The 17,941-nt window shown below is 62.9% G+C and carries 16 protein-coding genes; 7 read left to right on the top strand and 9 right to left on the bottom strand.

Going from position 1 to position 17,941, the window contains the following annotated elements; translation table 11 throughout:
• Nucleotides 1–5: 5 nt before the first annotated feature.
• Entirely contained in the window at nucleotides 6–1,481 is a 1,476-nt protein-coding gene (locus RBB16_RS16585; protein WP_306047211.1) for an indolepyruvate oxidoreductase subunit beta family protein, read from the bottom strand.
• A complete protein-coding gene (locus RBB16_RS16590; RefSeq protein ID WP_306047212.1) occupies nucleotides 1,478–3,625 on the bottom strand; it encodes an indolepyruvate ferredoxin oxidoreductase subunit alpha in 2,148 nt (715 codons plus the stop codon). The genes RBB16_RS16585 and RBB16_RS16590 overlap by 4 nt, the downstream gene beginning before the upstream one ends.
• Nucleotides 3,626–3,705: 80 nt before the next feature.
• Between RBB16_RS16590 and RBB16_RS16595 the strand changes: the two genes are divergently transcribed.
• A complete protein-coding gene (locus RBB16_RS16595) occupies nucleotides 3,706–4,614 on the top strand; it encodes a LysR family transcriptional regulator (RefSeq protein ID WP_306047213.1) in 909 nt (302 codons plus the stop codon).
• Nucleotides 4,615–4,693: 79 nt separating this feature from the next.
• The gene (locus tag RBB16_RS16600; protein ID WP_306047214.1) at nucleotides 4,694–5,530 is read left to right on the top strand and encodes a MaoC family dehydratase N-terminal domain-containing protein; all 837 of its coding nucleotides are present in this window, start codon (nucleotides 4,694–4,696) and stop codon (nucleotides 5,528–5,530) included.
• 44 nt (nucleotides 5,531–5,574) lie between these two features.
• On the opposite strand, the gene RBB16_RS16605 is transcribed toward RBB16_RS16600, so the two are convergent.
• The 5 genes from RBB16_RS16605 to RBB16_RS16625 form a co-directional block, all read right to left on the bottom strand.
• Nucleotides 5,575–6,387, bottom strand: coding sequence for an enoyl-CoA hydratase (locus RBB16_RS16605; protein ID WP_306047215.1), 813 nt, complete (start codon nucleotides 6,385–6,387; stop codon nucleotides 5,575–5,577).
• Nucleotides 6,388–6,408: 21 nt separating this feature from the next.
• Entirely contained in the window at nucleotides 6,409–6,858 is a 450-nt protein-coding gene (locus RBB16_RS16610; protein WP_306047216.1) for an OsmC family protein, read from the bottom strand.
• 25 nt (nucleotides 6,859–6,883) lie between these two features.
• Complete coding sequence (locus RBB16_RS16615; RefSeq protein ID WP_306047217.1) at nucleotides 6,884–8,026, bottom strand: glycine cleavage T C-terminal barrel domain-containing protein; 1,143 nt, start codon at nucleotides 8,024–8,026, stop codon at nucleotides 6,884–6,886.
• Between the two features lie 157 nt (nucleotides 8,027–8,183).
• Nucleotides 8,184–8,675: an Lrp/AsnC family transcriptional regulator gene (locus RBB16_RS16620; RefSeq protein WP_306047218.1), complete on the bottom strand. Its 492-nt coding sequence runs from the start codon at nucleotides 8,673–8,675 to the stop codon at nucleotides 8,184–8,186.
• Between the two features lie 149 nt (nucleotides 8,676–8,824).
• Complete coding sequence (locus RBB16_RS16625) at nucleotides 8,825–9,310, bottom strand: MarR family winged helix-turn-helix transcriptional regulator (RefSeq protein ID WP_071690070.1); 486 nt, start codon at nucleotides 9,308–9,310, stop codon at nucleotides 8,825–8,827.
• Between the two features lie 212 nt (nucleotides 9,311–9,522).
• Between RBB16_RS16625 and ectA the strand changes: the two genes are divergently transcribed.
• Genes ectA through RBB16_RS16645 form a run of 4 tightly spaced genes read left to right on the top strand, consistent with a single transcriptional unit; the run spans nucleotide 9,523 to nucleotide 13,233 of the window.
• On the top strand, nucleotides 9,523–10,053 hold the full coding sequence (ectA, locus tag RBB16_RS16630; RefSeq protein WP_306047219.1) for a diaminobutyrate acetyltransferase: 531 nt from the start codon (nucleotides 9,523–9,525) through the stop codon (nucleotides 10,051–10,053).
• 54 nt (nucleotides 10,054–10,107) lie between these two features.
• Entirely contained in the window at nucleotides 10,108–11,397 is a 1,290-nt protein-coding gene (gene ectB / locus RBB16_RS16635; protein ID WP_306047220.1) for a diaminobutyrate--2-oxoglutarate transaminase, read from the top strand.
• A 3-nt stretch (nucleotides 11,398–11,400) separates the two neighbouring features.
• Nucleotides 11,401–11,802 (top strand): ectoine synthase, encoded by a 402-nt coding sequence (locus tag RBB16_RS16640; protein ID WP_071690067.1) that lies wholly within the window; start codon nucleotides 11,401–11,403, stop codon nucleotides 11,800–11,802.
• A 3-nt stretch (nucleotides 11,803–11,805) separates the two neighbouring features.
• Nucleotides 11,806–13,233: an aspartate kinase gene (locus RBB16_RS16645; protein ID WP_306047221.1), complete on the top strand. Its 1,428-nt coding sequence runs from the start codon at nucleotides 11,806–11,808 to the stop codon at nucleotides 13,231–13,233.
• A 16-nt stretch (nucleotides 13,234–13,249) separates the two neighbouring features.
• On the opposite strand, the gene RBB16_RS16650 is transcribed toward RBB16_RS16645, so the two are convergent.
• Both RBB16_RS16650 and RBB16_RS16655 read right to left on the bottom strand, forming a co-directional pair.
• On the bottom strand, nucleotides 13,250–14,341 hold the full coding sequence (locus RBB16_RS16650; protein ID WP_306047222.1) for an aromatic ring-hydroxylating dioxygenase subunit alpha: 1,092 nt from the start codon (nucleotides 14,339–14,341) through the stop codon (nucleotides 13,250–13,252).
• Nucleotides 14,342–14,434: 93 nt separating this feature from the next.
• Nucleotides 14,435–15,346 carry a MurR/RpiR family transcriptional regulator gene (locus tag RBB16_RS16655; RefSeq protein WP_306047223.1) on the bottom strand — a complete coding sequence of 304 codons (912 nt, stop codon included), beginning with the start codon at nucleotides 15,344–15,346 and terminating at the stop codon, nucleotides 14,435–14,437.
• 71 nt (nucleotides 15,347–15,417) lie between these two features.
• Between RBB16_RS16655 and RBB16_RS16660 the strand changes: the two genes are divergently transcribed.
• Nucleotides 15,418–17,874 (top strand): FAD-dependent oxidoreductase, encoded by a 2,457-nt coding sequence (locus tag RBB16_RS16660; protein WP_306047224.1) that lies wholly within the window; start codon nucleotides 15,418–15,420, stop codon nucleotides 17,872–17,874.
• The last annotated feature ends 67 nt before the right edge of the window (nucleotides 17,875–17,941 follow it).

A 17,941-nucleotide genomic window follows, 5' to 3' on the forward strand; every position in this document is an offset into this window, starting at 1 on the left:
TCGGGTCAGGCGCTGCGCAGGTTGGGGATGGCGGGCTGTGTCCCCAGGGTCTCGTCCAGCCTGGCATGGCTGTCATCGGCAAGTGCCGCCGCGATGGCGCGACGTAAGGTGGGGGCCGCGTCTGACATCTGACCGCTGGCAAGCGCCGGGCGCACAACGCCCGCCATGATCCGCGCATAGGCCGTTTTGCCCCGCATCAGCGTATCGGAATAGCCTTTCAGAACGCGGGGCAGTTCGGCCAGCGCCTCTGCGAAGTCAGGCGCGTGGGGCAGGGCTTTGTCCATCGCCGCCAACCACTCGGCAATTGCCGCCTGTTCCTGCGCGAACCGGTAGGACCGGCGGCGGATACGGCGAAACCCCGCCATCAGGCGCAACATCCAGTAGCCTGCAACACCGTTGGACCGGACATGGATGCCGCGCCCCATGAAGGGCAGACCCTTGCCCGCCTCCACCCGCACCATGATGCGCGCGCCAAGGCGGACAGGCAGGATATCGGCGATCTCCTCGGCGCGGGGTTTGAGGTATTCCGTCACCGTCATCACCTGTCCGGGCTGCATTTGCGCCTCGGCCCGGATGCGCGCGAAACGCTCTGGCCTTGTTTTCAGATCGGCCACTCGGGCAATGTCCTCATAAGCCATCCACAGCGCCAGACGACGGCAGGCTTCCTTCACCGCATGGGCGGCGCTTGGGATGGACAGGTCCGCCGCCGCGATCAGCCTGTCGGCATGGGCGCGGAAGGTCTGGCCATAGGCCGCGTCCTGGTAGTCGGTGCAGCGCTCCACCCCGAGGCGGATCACCTCGGCGATATCAGCGGGAATGTCGGATGCCGGGGGCGCGGCGACCGGCGCAGGCGTGTCGCGCAAGTCCTGCACCGCTTGCGCGGCGGCGTCGAACCCGGCGCGGCTGGCGGTTGCGGACCGGCCTTCCCCCAGAACCGCGCGAGACCCCGCAATGTCCCATGGCAACACACCACTTCCCGCCAGCGCCCCGAACATGGTGGCGCTGACGAAAGTGGCGCTGTCTTCGGCGATCTGGCCCAGATCCAGCAGGTAGGCATCCCGCGCCAGCGCCTCGGCTGTGCGCCGCACGTTGTCCTCGCTATAGCGCCCGTCACCCAACTGGATCTTTTCCGCCGTCGAATAGGTGCGCGCGGTCGAGGATATGAGCGTCGTCAGCTTGGGCGAGACGAAGCCCGCCGCCATCACCCGCGCCGTTTCTAGCAGTTCGGATGACACCACCACATCGACCCGCCCCGGCATCGGCACGAGGCTGAGGACGGAGCCAACCGCATCCTTGCCCGCGATCTCGATATAGTAGCTGGTCGATCCGGTGCGCTGCGCCACGCCGGGCACCGAAGTGGCCTGCGCGACGAAGCCGGCGTCCCGCGCGGCCTGCACGATCCAGTTCATCAGAACGCCGCCGCCTTCACCGCCAAGCGCCGCCAGCAGAATGCGCAGGGGGGGATTTCCCGCGCGTGTCATGCCACCGCCCCCAACGTGAATATCCGGCGCAACCGGCTGCGTGTTCTGTCCCACCAGCCGGGATTGCTGATCACTTCGGCCCGCCAGAAGGAGGGACAGAGCGTCGCCGCATGGGCGACCTCGCCGCACAGGCCGCAGCCGACGCAGCCATTGGTGACATGGGCGACGGGATCGGTTTTCAGGGGATCGGTTGCGGTTTTCACGGTCAGGGTCGGGCAGCCGGACAGGCGAATGCAGGAATGATCGCCGGTGCAGGTGTCTTCATCGACGCCAAAGCGGGTGCGCACGACGCGCTCCCCTTCGGCCAGAGCCTTGGCGCGGATCGGTTTCACGCGCCGCTGCCGTTCCAGCTGGCATTCGCCCTCGGCCACGATCACCTTCAACCCGCTGAACTTGGTCGAGAACGCCTCGCGCAGCGTGTCGCGCATTTGCGAGACCTTATAAGTATGCACCGTGCGCAGCCATTTGACACCGACGCCCTTCAGCGCATCCTCGATCGTGGTCTCGCCATGGGTCGCGCTTTTCTCGGCCGCCGCCAGTTTCAGCGCCGGATCGGGCGAGGAGATGACCTCCTGCGTTCCGGTGGCCGAGGTGTAGCCGTTCTTCATGATCACCAGCACCCCGTCGCCGCCGTTCAACAGCCGAGAGGTGACGCCGGACAGCAAGCCATTGTGCCAGAAGCCGCCATCGCCCATCACGGCGAGCGGGCGCTTTTGCTGAAAACTGGCGACCGAGGCGTTGGAGGCAAGGCTCATCCCATAGCCAAGAATGGAGTTGCCGAAGTTGAATGGCGCGAAGGTTGCGAAGGCGTGGCAGCCGATATCGGCAGAGTAGTGAACCGGCCCGATCTCCTGCTGGGTCAGCTTCAGCGCGGCGAAGAAGGGGCGTTCCGGGCAGCCAGTGCAAAAGCTTGGCGGGCGTGGGGGGACAGGGGCGGCCAGCAACCGCTGCGCCTCTGCCCGGAGCGCCTCGCTCTCCTCGGCATAGGCGGTGTCGCCCAATTGGTTGCCGATGCCCGGCAGATGGTCGCGCAGGAAGGTGCCGACGCCCTTGGCCATGACCTCGGACGTGTATTCACCCGCCATTGGCAGGATGTCCTTGCCCGCCAGCACCACCGGCGATTTCGCGCGGCGCAGGATCGTTCCGATCTCATTCTCGATATATTCCGGCTGGCCTTCCTCCAGCACCAGAACCGCACGTTTGCCTTCCGCAAAACCCAGGATCTCTTCCGGTACCAGAGGATAGACGACGTTCAGCGCCATGATCGGCAGGTCACAGTTGCCTTCCGCATCGGCCAGCCCCAGTTCCGCCAAGGCCCGGATCAGCGCGTTATACAGCCCGCCCTGAACGACGATCCCCACATCGCCCTGCGCGCCGTCGAAGACCTCATTCAGACGGTGCTCGCGAATGAATGCCCGCGCGGCGGTCATGCGCTCGCTGCTCTTCTTGCGCTCATGTCCGAAGGTCACGGGCGGATGCGCCAGTTGTTCATATTGGTGAGGCGCAGGCTCCGCCAGCAACCGCCGCCCCGAAATCGCGGGCGCGATATTGTCCTTGGCCTCGAACGCCCCCTGCACATGGCAGGCGCGGATGCGCAGTTCCATGATCACCGGCGTGTTCGATGCCTCTGACAGCTCGAACGCCCGTTCCACGCATGTCACGATAGAGGGCAGGTTCGGGCGCGGGTCCATCAGCCACAGGGTCGATTTCATCGCATAGGCATGGGTGCGTTCCTGGATGACGCTGGACCCTTCACCGTAGTCCTCGCCCACGATGATCAGCGCGCCGCCCATGACGCCGGGCGAGGCGAGGTTCGACAGCGCGTCCGCCGCCACATTGGTGCCGACGATGGATTTCCATGTTACCGCGCCGCGCACCGGATACATGATCGACGCCCCCAGCATTGCCGCGGCAGAGGCCTCGTTCGTACAGGGTTCCACATGGACGCCAAGTTTGGCCATGTCAGGTGCGGCTTGCACCATGACGTCAATCAGGTGCGAGACCGGTGCGCCCTGATAGCCGCCCACATAGGACACGCCCGATTGCAGCAGCGCCTTGGTGACGGCCAGAATACCTTCGCCATGAAAGGTCTCACCTGCACCGAGCTTCAGCTTTTCGATTTCCCTGGCGAATGAGACTTCCATCTGTGGCCCCTCCCTGTGCGTCCTGAACATCCGGTGCGAAAACCCTTTCGTCAAACGGATAGGCGCAATAATCTTCATTCATGAGATCAATAAAGCTACGCAATCTCGATCTGAACCTGCTGCGAATGCTGGTGACGCTGGATGACACGCGCTCGGTGTCGCTTGCGGGCGAGAGGCTGGGACTCAGCCAGCCTGCCGCTTCCAATGCGTTGGCCCGATTGCGGCAGGCGCTGAACGACCCGCTGTTCCTGCGTACACGGGATGGGATGGTGCCCACGGGCTATTGCGAAACCATCCTTCCCGACATTCGCGCCCATCTTGGGGGGCTCTTTTCCGCCCTCGAACAGGGCACGCGTTTCGATCCGGGCCGCAGCACGCGGGTTTTTCGCCTGTCGCTGTCCGGTCTGGGTGAGGCGGTGTTTCTGCCCCGCCTTGCGGTGCGGGTGTTTCAGGCGGGGCCGGGGCTGCGATTGATCAACACGGCAACGCCCACTGCGGCGCTTGGCCAGGCGCTGGAACTGGGGGAGGTAGACCTGGCCATCGGGATGCTGGGTCTGTCGGGGCGCGGTGTCCGCTCTGCCAGTCTCTTCGATGAGGACTATGTCGCGATCGCAGGGGCCGGGCTGAGCGACCCGCCGCAAGACCTCGCGACCTTGTTCCGGGCAAAGATCATGGTGCCCGCCCCGGCCACGACCTTTGGCGGGGCGGTGGACAGGGCGTTGGAGGCGAGGGGGCTGGCCGGGCAGGTGGTGCTGCGGCTTGGTCATTTCGGTGCCTTGCCGCAGCTCTTGGCGGATCTCGATCTGGTGGCCGTGGTGCCGCGGCAGTTGGCCGACCAACTGGTCGCGGCGGGGCAGGCGCGGCTGCTGCCGGTAAGGATTTCTGAAAGTGCCAGTCCGATCCGCATGATCTGGCACAGCCGATCCGACAGCGATCCCGCCTGCATCTGGCTTCGAGAACTGGTTCAGTCGCTTTTCGCAGGTTGCTAGCCTCGCGTGCGCCTTGCGCCTTGCACCTTGCGGCGGGGCCGGGGATATGATTGCGGCGACCATAGCGAGGCGAGGAACGATGCAGGACGCTGTGACAGTTCAGGATTGGATCGGCCGCAGCGAAACGGCAACGGATGTGTTGCGCGCGCAACCGGCCCGTTTCATGCAGGCCACGCTGGACCGTGATCCCGGTCTGGTCGACGGGGACGCCCTGCCGCCGCTCTGGCATTGGCTCTATTTCCTCGATGCGCGCCGCGCCAGCGAGCTTGGCCGCGATGCCCATCCCCGCAAGGGCGGGTTCCTGCCCCCCGTCGATCTGCCACGCCGCATGTGGGCCGGGGGCCGTGTCCGTTTCCATGCGCCCCTGATCCTCGGGCAGGAGGCCAGCAAACGGTCCACTATTCTTTCGGTCAGGGAAAAACAGGGGCGCAGCGGCAGGCTTTGTTTCGTGACAGTGGAACATGCGCTGTTTCAGAACGGGGAACCGGCCCTGACCGAGGAACATGACATCGTCTACCGGGAAGATCCCGCGCCGGACGCGCCCCTGCCGACGCCGGTCATGGCCCCGGTCGATGCCGAGATTTCTGAACCTGTGACGCCGACCGAGGTCATGCTGTTCCGCTATTCGGCGCTGACCTTCAATGGCCACCGTATCCATTACGATGTGGATTACGCCCGCGAGGTGGAGGGATATGAGGGCCTCGTTTTTCACGGACCGCTGACCGCGACCCTGCTGATCGACCTTGCCTGTCGCCATCGCCGCCAGCCCCCAAAGACGCTGTCCTATCGCGGTGTCGCGCCGCTGGCGGGGCTGGCGCCGTTCCGCATCGAGGCGGCGACCGAGGGCGAGGTCAGCTCGGTCTGGGCGAAACGGCAGGACGGCTCGCTCGCCATGAGCGCGGAAGTGACGTTCTGAACCTGCCCCGGAGGCCCCGTGCACGGGCATCCGGTGGCGATGGGTCAGGCATCCTGCCAGGCGGGCTGCCGTTTCTCGATGAAGGCGCCAATGCCTTCCTGCGCGTCCAGGGCCATCATGTTGTCGACCATCACCCGAGAGGCGTAGTCGTAGGCCTCGGCCAGCGGCATCCCGCGTTGCGCATAGAAGGCACGCTTTCCGGTGGCGAGCGTCAGGCTGGATTTGGAGGCGATTTTTCTGGCCACGTCCATGGTGACGGCCTGTAGCTCGTCAGAGGCGACCACCTGATTGACAAGCCCGATCTCCATGGCGCGGGTTGCGGGCGTCATGTCTCCGGTCAGAAGCATCTCCATCGCGTGCTTGTCGGCGACATTGCGCGACAGGGCCACCATGGGCGTGGAACAGAACAGGCCGATATGCACACCGGGTGTGCTGAACCGGGCGCTGTCCGCCGCATAGGCCAGATCGCAGCTTGCGACCAGCTGACAGCCCGCTGCCGTGGCCGTTTCCGCCACCTCTGCGATCACCGGTTTGGGACAATTGACAATCGCCTGCATGACCCCGGAACACATGGCCATGACCTTGGAAAAATAGGCGCGTCCGTTGTCTTCGGCGTCCCGCCCCGCGGTCATTTCCTTCAGGTCGTGCCCCGCACAGAAGGCCGGCCCGTGAGCCGCCAGAACAATCACCCGAACCTGTGGATTGGCACCCGCCTCGGCGAAGGCGGTTCCCAGTTGGGTCAGCATCGCTTCGGACAGGGCATTGCGACGGTGGACGTCATTCAGGGTCAGTCGCAGGATGCCATCATGGTCAAGCACATGATCCAACAGGTCGGTTGATTGCTCGGGTTGCTGCACGGGTTCAGTCCTTCGGAGACGTCAGAGAATGTTGATTTCCACGCTGTCGGCCAGCGAGTTGGCAATGAAGCAGTAGCGATGCGCGCGGTGCTGCATCTGCTCCAGTTCGGCGTCCGACACAGAGAAACCGGTGTCGAACCGCACCACCGGATGCAGGTCGATCCGGGTGACCGACATCTGCCCCTTCGGGTTCTTGCCCAGATGCGCCACCGCGTAGTCGTGGTAGCTGGCCACCGGCCAGTCGGCCTTGGCGCAGAGCGCCAGGAAGGTCATCATATGGCAACTGGACAGGGCCGAGGCGAGCGCCTGTTCGGGGTTGGTGTTGGCGGGATCTCCGCCCCAGTCGGGGGCGGAGTCGACGTCAACCTCGTAGCTGTTGTTGAACTGAACGCGATGCGCGTTCGAGTATTTCCCGGTTTGCAGTACGGGCTCGGCACGATGCCAGTGCAACTGGATCGAAAGATCGGACATGGATCAGGTCTCTCAGAAAGGGCGCTCAGGCGGCGGCGATGGACTTCTTGGGGTCGTAGAAAGGGAATTCGACCATGGTGGCGCGGGTCGGGCCCGACTTGGTCACCACTTCGACGTCCGATCCTAGAACGGCGTGCTCCACCGACACCATCGCCAGCGCGATATTCTGTTTCAGGCGCGGCGAATAGACGGCCGAGGTCACCTTGCCGATGGTCTCGCCACCCTGGTTGATCGGCCAGAAGGTGGTGTTCGGCCCCTGCAGCGGGTCGCAGTCGATGACCAGACCGATCTGCTTGCGGGTGATGCCCTCTTCCTTGATGCGCTTCAGCGCGGCCTTGCCGATGAACTCCGCCTCCATGTCGAGATTGACCAGACGGTCGAAACCAAGCTCGAACGGGTTGGTGTGAATGTCGGCGTCGGCGTGATAGCTCAGCATCCCGCCTTCGATCCGGCGGATCGACGAAGTGTGGCCCGGCTTCAGACCGTGCTCCATGCCGGCGGCCATGATCCGTTCCCACAGCGCATCGCCCTGAGTGCCGTCACGCAGGTAGAGTTCATATCCCAGTTCGCTGGACCAACCGGTGCGCGACACGATCAGCGGGATGCCGTCGAGATCGACTTCACGCAGCCAGTAGTATTTCAGGTCCATGATCTCTTCGCCGAACAGCGCCTGCATGATCAGCCCCGATGTCGGACCCTGAAGCTGCAGCGGCGACACGTCGGGTTCGCAGATCGTCACGTCCATCCCCGAATGAACCGCCACACCCTGCGCCCAAAGCAGGATGTCGCTGTCAGCCAGCGAGATCCAGAAGTGGTTTTCCGCCAGGCGCAGCAGGATCGGATCATTCAGAATGCCGCCATCGGCATTGGTGATCAGGATGTATTTGCACTGGCCCACGGCCATCTTGGACAGATCGCGCGGGGTCAGCATCTGAACGAAGCGCGCCGCATCCGGTCCGGTGATCTCGACCTGACGTTCAACAGCCACGTCACACAGGATCGCGTCGTTCACGAGGTTCCAGAAATTCTGTTCCGGATCGCCGAAATCACGAGGGATATACATATGATTGTAAACGGAAAAACCCTTTGCACCCCACCGGACGGTGGCATCGAAATAGGGAGATTTGCGGATCTGGGTGCCAAACCCGAAGTCGTCTGCTTGTGTCATGTGTTCGCCCTCATAACTACTGACCTTTCGGGTCAGGGCATCGTTGAAGCTGGCGATCTTTTAGGGCCGATTCCCACGAAGATGCGGTCCGAAAACGCGGGGTTTTCAGCCCGTTCCGTCCGAAAAAATTTCCAAAACAGACCGTTCGGTCGCGATGCTACCTATTGGCCTGTGCAATCAGTTTGGCAAGGTTCGGGCGGCTGACCTTGACCTGCCGGGTGGCGATATAGGTCATGTATCGATTGATCTCGACTTCGGAGGAGAGCAGCACCTCGATCACCGCCTGGAATGCCGCCAGATTCGGGGTGGCGGTCTTGATCACGTAATCCATCCCGCCCCCGGTCGCGATGCATTCGGTGATCTCGTCCAGCGAGTTGATCAGCGCTTCGAAGCGTTCGAAATCGGCCTTGCGGTGATTGGTCAGCGATATGGTCACCACGACCTGGGTGAAATCTACGATCCGCTCCAGCGCAATGTCCGCGTGATAGCCCCTGATATATCCAGCCGCCTTCAGCCGGTCGAGGCGGGCCCAACACGGGGTAGGGGACAGGTGCACAAGCTCGGCAAGGCGGGTCTTGCTCAGTTGCCCATGCTGCTGAACCGCGCTGAGAATACGGATATCCGTGATGTCGAGTCCGGTCTTTTTCATGGTGAGCTCTTGCGGCGTTTCTGATTCGCGCACGAAGCAGCAATTTCAAGCGTGCGCACCGCAGGATAGGCGAAGAAGCCGCCTCGATCTCGGGGGATTCCGACCCCTGCCGCTATCGCTGCGTCACTTCGGGCGCAGGCGGGGTCGTATCACTCGCCGGAGCCGGTCTTCTGGAACTCGCCGCTTTCCAGGACCGGCGAGGCATCAATGTCTTCGGCGTCCAGCATCGACGCGACACGCTCCAGCGCCGCGATCAGGGCGGCCTGTTCCCAATCTTCCATGGCCGAGAACTTGCGCACGAAACGCTGTTGCAGCGGGTCGGGGGCGTCGGCAAGGGCGCGAATGCCTTTTTCGGTGATCACGATATTGGTTTGCCGCCGGTCGGTCTGGGACCTCTCCCGGACCACCATTTCCTGTCGCACGAGCTTGTCTACCAGTGACGTCACCGTGGCCTGCGAAATCCGCATCTGCTGTGAAATGGCCGTCGCGGTGCACTGACCTTTCTCCGACACGATCTGCAAGACCCGCAACTGCGCCGCCGTCAGGCCGACGGATTGTGCGAGGTTGCGGCTGAACTGGTTCGTGGCCAGCAAAATGCGGCGCAGGGCGATTAGACTGGTATCGACGCGATCCATGCCCGGATGCTGGCACAGGCGATTTCATGAATCAATGTGCTGGGAGAGGCGGTAAGCTTTGGTATGCAAAGTATTAACGGCGGGTTGATCACGGTATATAGGCCGCTTCATGCCAGGTATCGGCCAATATGTCGCGGAATATCCTCAAAGCTTGAAAACGCGGCCCAGACTTGATACTTAGCCAATCAAAGCAATCATGAGGTAAAAAGCAAATGCGACATGCGCTCGAGTTTTTTCGCAAGAACACACCCACGCTGCGGGAACCCGCCGCCGAGGATGGTGCGGAGATCTGGGACCTGGTGCGCGCGTGCAAGCCGCTGGACGAGAACTCCATGTATTGCAACCTGATCCAGTGCGATCACTTCCGCGATACCTGCGTCGTGGCCGAGCTTGACGGCAAGGTTGTCGGCTGGGTGTCGGCCTATGTGCTGCCCTATGACCCGGAAACCCTGTTCGTCTGGCAGGTGGCCGTGTCCGAGACGGCGCGCGGTACCGGCTTGGGCTCGCTCATGCTGTCGAGCCTGCTGGAACGTCCGGCCTGTGCCGATGTCCATCGCCTTCAAACCACGATCACGGCCGATAACGAGCCGTCCTGGGCGCTGTTCCGCAAATTCGCCGGGCATCGCGACTCCAAGCTCGACGTGCAGGCGCATTACACGCAGGCGCTGCATTTCCGGGACCGCCACAGCACCGAGCACATGGTCACAATCGACCTGCAGGAGCGGTTGCGCAACGCGGCCTGAGCCCCGCGTCGCGACCGCCTGCACCTTCCCCATAAAAACCCAAAAGGACCCATTATGCCGACTGCCAAGTCAGCCGAAATTTCCGTATTCAAACGCCGCGAGTCCGAGGCGCGCAGCTATTGCCGCAGCTTCGACAAGCTGTTCACCAGTGCCGCGGGATCGGAACTCACCGATTCCAAGGGGCGCAGCTATATCGACTTTCTGGCCGGGTGCTCGTCGCTGAACTACGGCCACAACGACCCTGACATGAAACAGGCCCTGATCGACCATATCGCGTCGGACGGTCTGGCGCATGGGCTCGACCTGCATACCGATACCAAGGCCGCGTTCCTGGAGGCCTTCGATACCCATATCCTCAATCCGCGCGGCATGGATCACAAGGTGATGTTCACCGGTCCGACCGGGGCCAACGCGGTCGAGGCGGCGATGAAACTGGCCCGCAAGGTGACCGGGCGCACCAATATCATTGCCTTCACCAACGGCTTTCATGGCGTGACACTCGGGGCGCTCGCGGCGACCGGCAATGGCTATCACCGCGGTGGCGCGGGCATGACGCTGCACGGCGTCACGCGCATGCCCTATGACGGCTATTTCGGCGCGGCGACGGATTCCGCCGATTTCCTGGAGGCGATGCTGACCGACAGCTCCAGCGGCATTGACGCGCCTGCGGCGATCCTGCTGGAAACGGTGCAGGGCGAGGGCGGCCTGAACGCGGCCAGCCCGGAATGGCTGCGGCGCGTGGCGGATCTTGCCCGCGAGCATGGTGCGTTGCTGATCGTTGACGATATCCAGGCCGGCTGCGGCCGGACCGGCACCTTCTTCTCCTTCGAGAATATGGATGTCATGCCGGATATCGTGACCATGGCAAAATCCGTGTCAGGCTTTGGCCTGCCAATGTCATTGCTTCTGGTGCGTCCCGAATACGACGTGTTCGGCCCGGCCGAACATAACGGCACCTTCCGTGGCAACACCCATGCCTTCGTGACCGCCCGCATCTCGATCGAGAAGTTCTGGAGCGATCCGGGCTTCGCGAACGACATCTCGCACAAGGCACGCCTGCTGACCGACGCGCTGCAAGGCGTGGCCGATCTGGTGCCCGGCGCGACGCTGAAAGGCCGTGGCATGATGCAGGGTTTGGATGTGGGGTCTGGCGACCTCGCCGCCGATATCTGCGCGCGCGCCTTCCAGAAGGGCCTGATCATCGAAACCTCGGGCAACGAGGATCAGGTGGTCAAGGTTCTGGCCCCGCTGACCACGCCCGAGACGCTGTTCCGCAAGGGGTTGAACATCCTTCTCGACGCGTCGCGCGATGCGACGCTCGGCACCAAGATAGCGGCGGAGTAAGCCATGATTGTCAGGGATTTCAACAAGATCATCGAAGAAGAGCGCGACCGCGTCGTTTCGGATGCCGAATGGTCCTCGGTGCGCATGCTGCTGGCGGGTGACGGGATGGGGTTTTCCTTTCATATCACCTTTCTCAATGCCGGTTCCGAGCATGTGTTCGAGTACAAGAACCATTTCGAAAGCGTCTATTGCATGCAAGGCAAGGGCTCGATCACCGATCTCGCCACCGGCGAAACGCACGAGATCAGGCCCGGTGTCATGTACGCGCTGAACGAACATGACCGTCACGTGCTGCGTGCCGAGGAAGAACTGGCGATGGCCTGCGTGTTCAATCCGCCGGTGACCGGCAAGGAAGTGCATCGCGAAGACGGCTCCTACGCTGCTGCGGAAGAATTGGCTGACTGACCCATGACCCATACTGTCGAGAAAATCGGCGGCACGTCCATGTCGAGACTGGACGCGCTGCGCGATACCCTGTTCATCGGTGACCGGAACGGTGCCGACCTCTATGGTCGCATGTTCGTGGTTTCGGCCTTCGGGGGCGTGACCGACCTGCTCCTGGAGCACAAGAAATCCGGCGATCCCGGCGTCTACGCCCGCTTTGCCGGGGCAGAGTCCGATCATGGCTGGCACGGCGCACTGGACCGCGTCGCAGACGCGATGACAGACGCGCATGGCGCGGTGCTGGATCATCCCGCCGACCGGGAGCAGGCGGATGCCTTCGTTCTTGAACGGATCGAGGGCACCCGCAATTGCCTTGTGGATCTGCGCAGGCTTTGTTCCTACGGCCATTTCCGCCTGTCCGAGCATCTGTTACAGGTGCGCGAATTGCTGTCGGGCCTTGGCGAAGCGCATTCGGCCTTCACCGCGACCCTGTTGTTGCAACGCGCCGGGGTGAATGCCCGGCTGGTGGACCTGACCGGCTGGCGCGATGAGCAGACGGTCGATCTTGAAAGTCGCATCAAGGGCGGCATTGAAGGGATTGATATTAATTCGGAAATGCCGATTGTCACCGGCTATGCGCAATGCGCCGAGGGTTTGATGCGCGAATTCGATCGCGGCTATTCCGAGATCACCTTTTCGCGCCTCGCGGCCCTTTCCGGCGCGCGGGAGGCGATCATTCACAAGGAATTCCACCTGTCATCTGCCGACCCGCGCCTTGTCGGGGCGGACAAGGCGCAGAAGATCGGCCACACCAACTATGACGTGGCCGACCAGCTGTCGAACATGGGGATGGAGGCGATCCACCCGAAGGCGGCCAAGACCCTGCGGCAGGCGGATGTTCCGCTGCGCGTCACCAATGCGTTCGAACCGGGCGATCCCGGCACGCTGATCGACGACCGTCCGGCGGAAACGCCCGAGGCCGAGATCGTGACCGGTCTCGATATCATCGCGCTGGAAGTGTTCGAACAGGACATGGTCGGGGTGAAGGGCTATGATGCCGCGATCCTCGACGTGCTGACGCGTCACAACGTGCGGATCGTGTCGAAGCTGTCCAATGCCAACACGATCACCCATTACGTGGACGCCTCGCTGAAGATCATGCGGCGCGTGGAGAAGGACCTTGAACGGCTCTATCCGGCGGCGCGCATCACCTCGCGAAAACTGGCCATCGCCTCGGTCATCGGCCGGGATCTGAGCGGGCTGTCCATCCTGAGCCGCGGCTTGCAGGTCATTGCCGAAGCCGGGCTTGAGGCCGTGGGCGCCTTGCAGGGACCGCGCAGCGTCGATGTTCAGTTCGTCATGGAATGCGGCGATCTGGACAAGACGATCGGCGTCCTGCACGCGTCCCTGATCCCGGCGGCAGGCGACGGCACCCTGTCAAGGGCCGCCTGACAGGGGTGGGGGCGGGCTACGGCGTCTTGCCGTCGCTGGCCGCCTCGCGCATCCAGCGTTGCAGATGCAGGATGGAATGCTCGGAATTCACGCCGCAGGCGGGATCGACGACAAGCGGCCCCGGAACATAGCCGCGCGATTTCAGGCCGCGCTGGACGCTTTCGACAAGGTGAATGTCTTCCTCCACCGTGGTGGCGCGGTCCTGCTGTGCCATGCGGCGGACGGTTTCGTCGTCGAAGCCGCCAACCGAATACCAGCCGCGCCAGACAACCACGTGATCGGCATCCACCGCGCGCCAGTGATAGGTGTTCAGCAGGTTTCCGGGATAGACCTGAAAGCTGAACATCGGCCACAGGAACCAGCTTGAATACCTGTCGTTATTCGCGAACCCGCTGTCGATGTCATAAGTCATCTGGCTGAGATCGTTGCATTCTGTCGTGTGACGCAGGCAATAGCCCTGGGGCTGGATATCGTAGGTTTCGGGCCGGATCACGCCGGTGGAGAAGGTGGGGTGGTTCAGACTGCAATGATAGCATTCGGAATAGTTCTCCACCGAAACCTTCCAGTTGCAGTTTTCCGGGATTTCCACCCATTCCAGCGGTTTGAGTTCCGCCCAGTTGGGCACGAAGGTCTCCAACTCGGCGCGGGCATTCGGAAACCACTCCTCCATCGGTTTGGCCTGCGGGTGGAGATTGACGAAGACGAAGCCCAGGAACACCTCGGTGCGCACTTCCGTCAGGCAGATTTTCGACGCGTCGAATCCGGGCACCGATTTCGCGTTCGGCGCGGCGCGCAACCCGCCGGTCAGTTCATAGGTCCAGGCGTGGTAAGGGCAGACGATGACGCGGGTCGAGCCCGCACCGCTGACAAGCTGATGCGCCCGGTGCTGGCAGACATTGTAGAAACTGCGAATTTCCCCGTCGCGCCCCTTGATCGCGAACAGGCTTTCATCGCCCAGATCGAAGGCGACGTAATCGCCGGGGTTTTCCAACTGGCTGGCATGGCAGGCGAATTGCCAGGTGCGGGCAAGCAGCCCGGTCTTTTCCACTTCGAAGACCTGCGGGTCGGTGTAGAATTTCGCATCGAGCGAACGGGTGGGATCGGTCATGTGATCAGTCCACTGAGAAGTTGAAACGATGATGCCAGCAGGGCAGGGTGGAAGGCCTGCGCGCCAAAGCGGATTGTTCGATGGGCGTCAGGGTCATTCGTTGCCTTCGGTGTAGATGCCAAGCTGGTGGCGCCGGTCATGGAATCTTTCGACCCGATCCACGATCTCCTCGGAGGCAACCGCGATGACGAAGCTCAGCAGGGTTTCCAGAAGCGCGATGGTCGGCACCGACGAGGGGAAGAATTGCGGCGTGTCGACGGCGACGACAAAGCCGTGATCGGCAGCGCGGATGATCGGGCTGGCGGGGCTGTCGGACAGGCCGATGATCGTCATGCCCTGTTCGCGGGCGACCTCGATGGCGGCCACCACCTCGCTGCGGTAGGGGCGCATCGACATGGCGATCAGCACGTCGCGGCTGTCGGCCCAGGCCAGATCGTCGACGGCGGTCGATCCGGGGCGGGGTATGGCGTGGAACTGCGTCATTCCGGTGGAGGCCAGATAGGTGAAGTTGCGCGCATTGGCATTGTTCACGCCGACGCCAAGGGTAAAGACCTGACGGCTGGCCCAGATCGCGTCTGCCGCCGCTTTCATCGCCTCGGCACTGGTGGCGGCAAAGCTTTCCTCGACATTGCGGATCGCGGCCTCGGCCATGTCGGCATACAGCCCGCCAAGATCGCCGGATTTGCGGATATCCTGCAACCAGCGGGCCCGGTCGGGAAAGCTGATCGCCCCCTTGCGGATCGCCTCGCGGAAGGGGGCGCGGAAATCCTCGTAGCCCTCGAATCCGGCTTGCCGGGCCATGCGCACAACGGTGTTGGGCTTGACCTTGGCGGCCTCGGCAATCTCGCGCACGGTCGAGACGCCGACATCCTGCGGGTTTTCCAGAACGTAGCGCGCGGCTTTCTGCGCCTCTGGCGTCAGGGCGTCCCATTCCTCGGTCAGCCGGTCGAGGATGGCATGGGTCGAGGCCGTGTTTGCGGAGTTTGGTATGTTTGTATCATTCATGATTGACGATGGTATATTTGTGCGATTAGCCTGTCTACAGGAAAAGTGACTCGCCAACAGGATTGCCCCAAATGTCGCAAAAGGAATTCCCGACCCACGCCCGCGTTGTCATCGTCGGCGGCGGCGTCATGGGATGTGGCCTCGCCTATCACCTTGGCCATGAAGGATGGGGGCCGGACACGGTTCTGCTGGAAAAGGCCGAACTGACCAGCGGCAGCACCTGGCATGCGGCGGGGCAGATCACCCACTCGACCAGCTCTTACGGGCTGGGGCGGATGGTCGATTACAATATCGGGCTTTATTCCAGGGTGCTGGAGGAGGAAACCGGCCAGGCCGTCACCTGGCATGGCTGTGGGTCGTTCCGGCTGGCCTATACGGAAGACGAGATGGACTGGCTGCGCCACACCCTGTCCGTCGGGCGCGCGCTTGGCTTTAACATTGAACTGGTAGATACTGATTTCATAGCAAAAAAACATCCTTTCTACAATCTCGACGGGGTTTTGGGCGCGCTCTACACCCCCGATGACGGCCATGTGGACCCGTCGAACGTGACCATGGCCATGGCCACCGGTGCCCGCCAGAACGGCGTGCGCATCATCCGCCGTTGCCGGGCCACGAACATCACTCAATTGCCCTCCGGCGAATGGCTGGTCGAGACGGAGCAGGGCGCGATCACCTGCGAACATGTGGTCAATGCAGGCGGCACCTATGCGCGGCAGATGGGCGAATGGTCGGGCTTGCAACTGCCCATGACCTCGATGACCCACCACTATCTTGTGACCGAAGATGTGCCTGAATTCAAAGATTTGGAAGCCGAACTTCCCGTGGTCCGCGATGACAGGATGGTGTCTGGCTATATCCGAATGGAGCAGAAGAAGGGCCTTATCGGCATCTATGAGAAGGAGAACTCCAACTCCGTCTGGGAAGATCATTGCCCTTGGGAGGCGGAGAATGAGCTCTTCCAGGCCGATTACGACCGCATCATGCCCTGGCTGGAAAACGCGATGGAGCGGATGCCGATCTTCGCGGAACTGGGCATCACCCGAGAGGTCCATGGCGCGATCAGCCATCCACCCGACGGCAACCCGATGGTCGGCCCCGCCCCGGGCGTGACAAACTACTGGTGCTGCTGCGGCACCCAGATCGGCATTGGCTGGGGGCCGGGCCTGACCCGCGAATTGGCGAAATGGATGGTGCATGGCGCGGCGGACATCAACATGCGCGACTACGATCCGCGCCGGTTCGGCAGCTACGCCACCAAGGATTGGCAGGTGATCAAGGCGCATGAGGATTACAAGCTGCGCCACGAAATTCCCTTCCCCCATTTCAACCGGCTGGAAGGTCGCCCGATCAAGCCCTCGCCGCTCTATGACCTTCTGAAGGGCAAGGGCGCGGTTTATGAGGAGGTCTACGGGTTTGAACGCCCCCGCTGGTTCGCCCGCGACGGTGTGGAGCAACGCGACCACTATTCCTTCCGCCGCACACCTGTCTTCGAGATGGTGGCCGAGGAATGCCAAGCGGTGCGCGAACGGGTGGGCATCATGGATGTGACCGCCTTCGCAAAGGTCGAGGTCGCGGGCCCCGATGCCTATGTGCTGCTCGACAGGCTGGTCGCCAACCGGATGCCGCAAAAGGATGGCGGCATCATCCTGACCCATATGCTGAACCGCCGAGGCCGGATCGAGCTGGAATGCACCATCGTGCGAATGGCGGCTGATCGCTACTACCTCGTCTGTGCCGCCTTCTTCGAACAGCGCCTGCTGGATCACCTGGCCCAGAACAAGGGCAGTGAAAACGCGACCATCACCGCCCTGTCTTCCACTTGGTCCGCCCTGTCATTGAACGGCCCTAGATCGCGCGACGTGCTGGCCGCCTGCACCGATGCCGATCTCTCCAACGCGGGCTTCCGCTGGCTCAGCGCGCAGGAAATCGCCGTTGCAGGCCACAAGGTCTGGGCCTTCCGCATGTCCTATGCGGGCGAGCTGGGGTGGGAGCTGCACATGCCCGATGCCGCCTGCCTCGACGTCTACACCGCGCTTTGGGCAGCGGGCGAGGCCCATGGCATCGCTGATTACGGCAGCTTCGCCATGAACGCGCTTCGGATGGAAAAGGCCTTCCCCGGCGCGGGTGAACTGACCAACGAAGTCACCTTGCCCGAGGCCAATGTCATGCGCTTCGTCAGGCTCGACAAGGACTACCTGGGGGCCGAGGCCACACGCGTGAGCGCGGAGAGCGGCGAACAGCCCTGGATCTGCACCTATCTGGAGATCGCGCCCGACGGCATCGAAGACGGGCATGGTGGCGAAGCGGTCCGGCTGGATGGCAAAGTCGTGGGCGCCACCGCCTCCGTCGCCTATGGCCATACGGTCGGAAAAATCCTCGCCTTCGCCTATCTCAAACCCCTTGCCACCGCCCCCGGCACCGCGCTGGAGGTGCTGATTGCCGGCAAACCCCGTGCGGCCCGCGTTCTGGGTGCCCCGGCCCATGACCCCGACAACCTGCGTCCTAGAACAGACAGCGCCGCATGATCGGTCTTCTTGGTCCAAATATTCCGGGGGAGTCGGCGTCAGCCGACGGGGGCAGAGCCCCCACCCG

This window comes from Nioella sp. MMSF_3534, assembly GCF_030732985.1.
Taxonomy (GTDB): Bacteria; Pseudomonadota; Alphaproteobacteria; order Rhodobacterales; family Rhodobacteraceae; genus Nioella.

Coding starts and splice junctions, on each gene's coding strand:
- RBB16_RS16585 (WP_306047211.1), bottom strand. CDS start 1,481: ATGACACGCGCGGGAAATCCCCCCCTGCGCATTCTGCTGGCGGCGCTT.
- RBB16_RS16590 (WP_306047212.1), bottom strand. CDS start 3,625: ATGGAAGTCTCATTCGCCAGGGAAATCGAAAAGCTGAAGCTCGGTGCA.
- RBB16_RS16595 (WP_306047213.1), top strand. CDS start 3,706: ATGAGATCAATAAAGCTACGCAATCTCGATCTGAACCTGCTGCGAATG.
- RBB16_RS16600 (WP_306047214.1), top strand. CDS start 4,694: ATGCAGGACGCTGTGACAGTTCAGGATTGGATCGGCCGCAGCGAAACG.
- RBB16_RS16610 (WP_306047216.1), bottom strand. CDS start 6,858: ATGTCCGATCTTTCGATCCAGTTGCACTGGCATCGTGCCGAGCCCGTA.
- RBB16_RS16615 (WP_306047217.1), bottom strand. CDS start 8,026: ATGACACAAGCAGACGACTTCGGGTTTGGCACCCAGATCCGCAAATCT.
- RBB16_RS16620 (WP_306047218.1), bottom strand. CDS start 8,675: ATGAAAAAGACCGGACTCGACATCACGGATATCCGTATTCTCAGCGCG.
- RBB16_RS16625 (WP_071690070.1), bottom strand. CDS start 9,310: ATGGATCGCGTCGATACCAGTCTAATCGCCCTGCGCCGCATTTTGCTG.
- ectA (WP_306047219.1), top strand. CDS start 9,523: ATGCGACATGCGCTCGAGTTTTTTCGCAAGAACACACCCACGCTGCGG.
- ectB (WP_306047220.1), top strand. CDS start 10,108: ATGCCGACTGCCAAGTCAGCCGAAATTTCCGTATTCAAACGCCGCGAG.
- RBB16_RS16640 (WP_071690067.1), top strand. CDS start 11,401: ATGATTGTCAGGGATTTCAACAAGATCATCGAAGAAGAGCGCGACCGC.
- RBB16_RS16645 (WP_306047221.1), top strand. CDS start 11,806: ATGACCCATACTGTCGAGAAAATCGGCGGCACGTCCATGTCGAGACTG.
- RBB16_RS16650 (WP_306047222.1), bottom strand. CDS start 14,341: ATGACCGATCCCACCCGTTCGCTCGATGCGAAATTCTACACCGACCCG.
- RBB16_RS16655 (WP_306047223.1), bottom strand. CDS start 15,346: ATGAATGATACAAACATACCAAACTCCGCAAACACGGCCTCGACCCAT.
- RBB16_RS16660 (WP_306047224.1), top strand. CDS start 15,418: ATGTCGCAAAAGGAATTCCCGACCCACGCCCGCGTTGTCATCGTCGGC.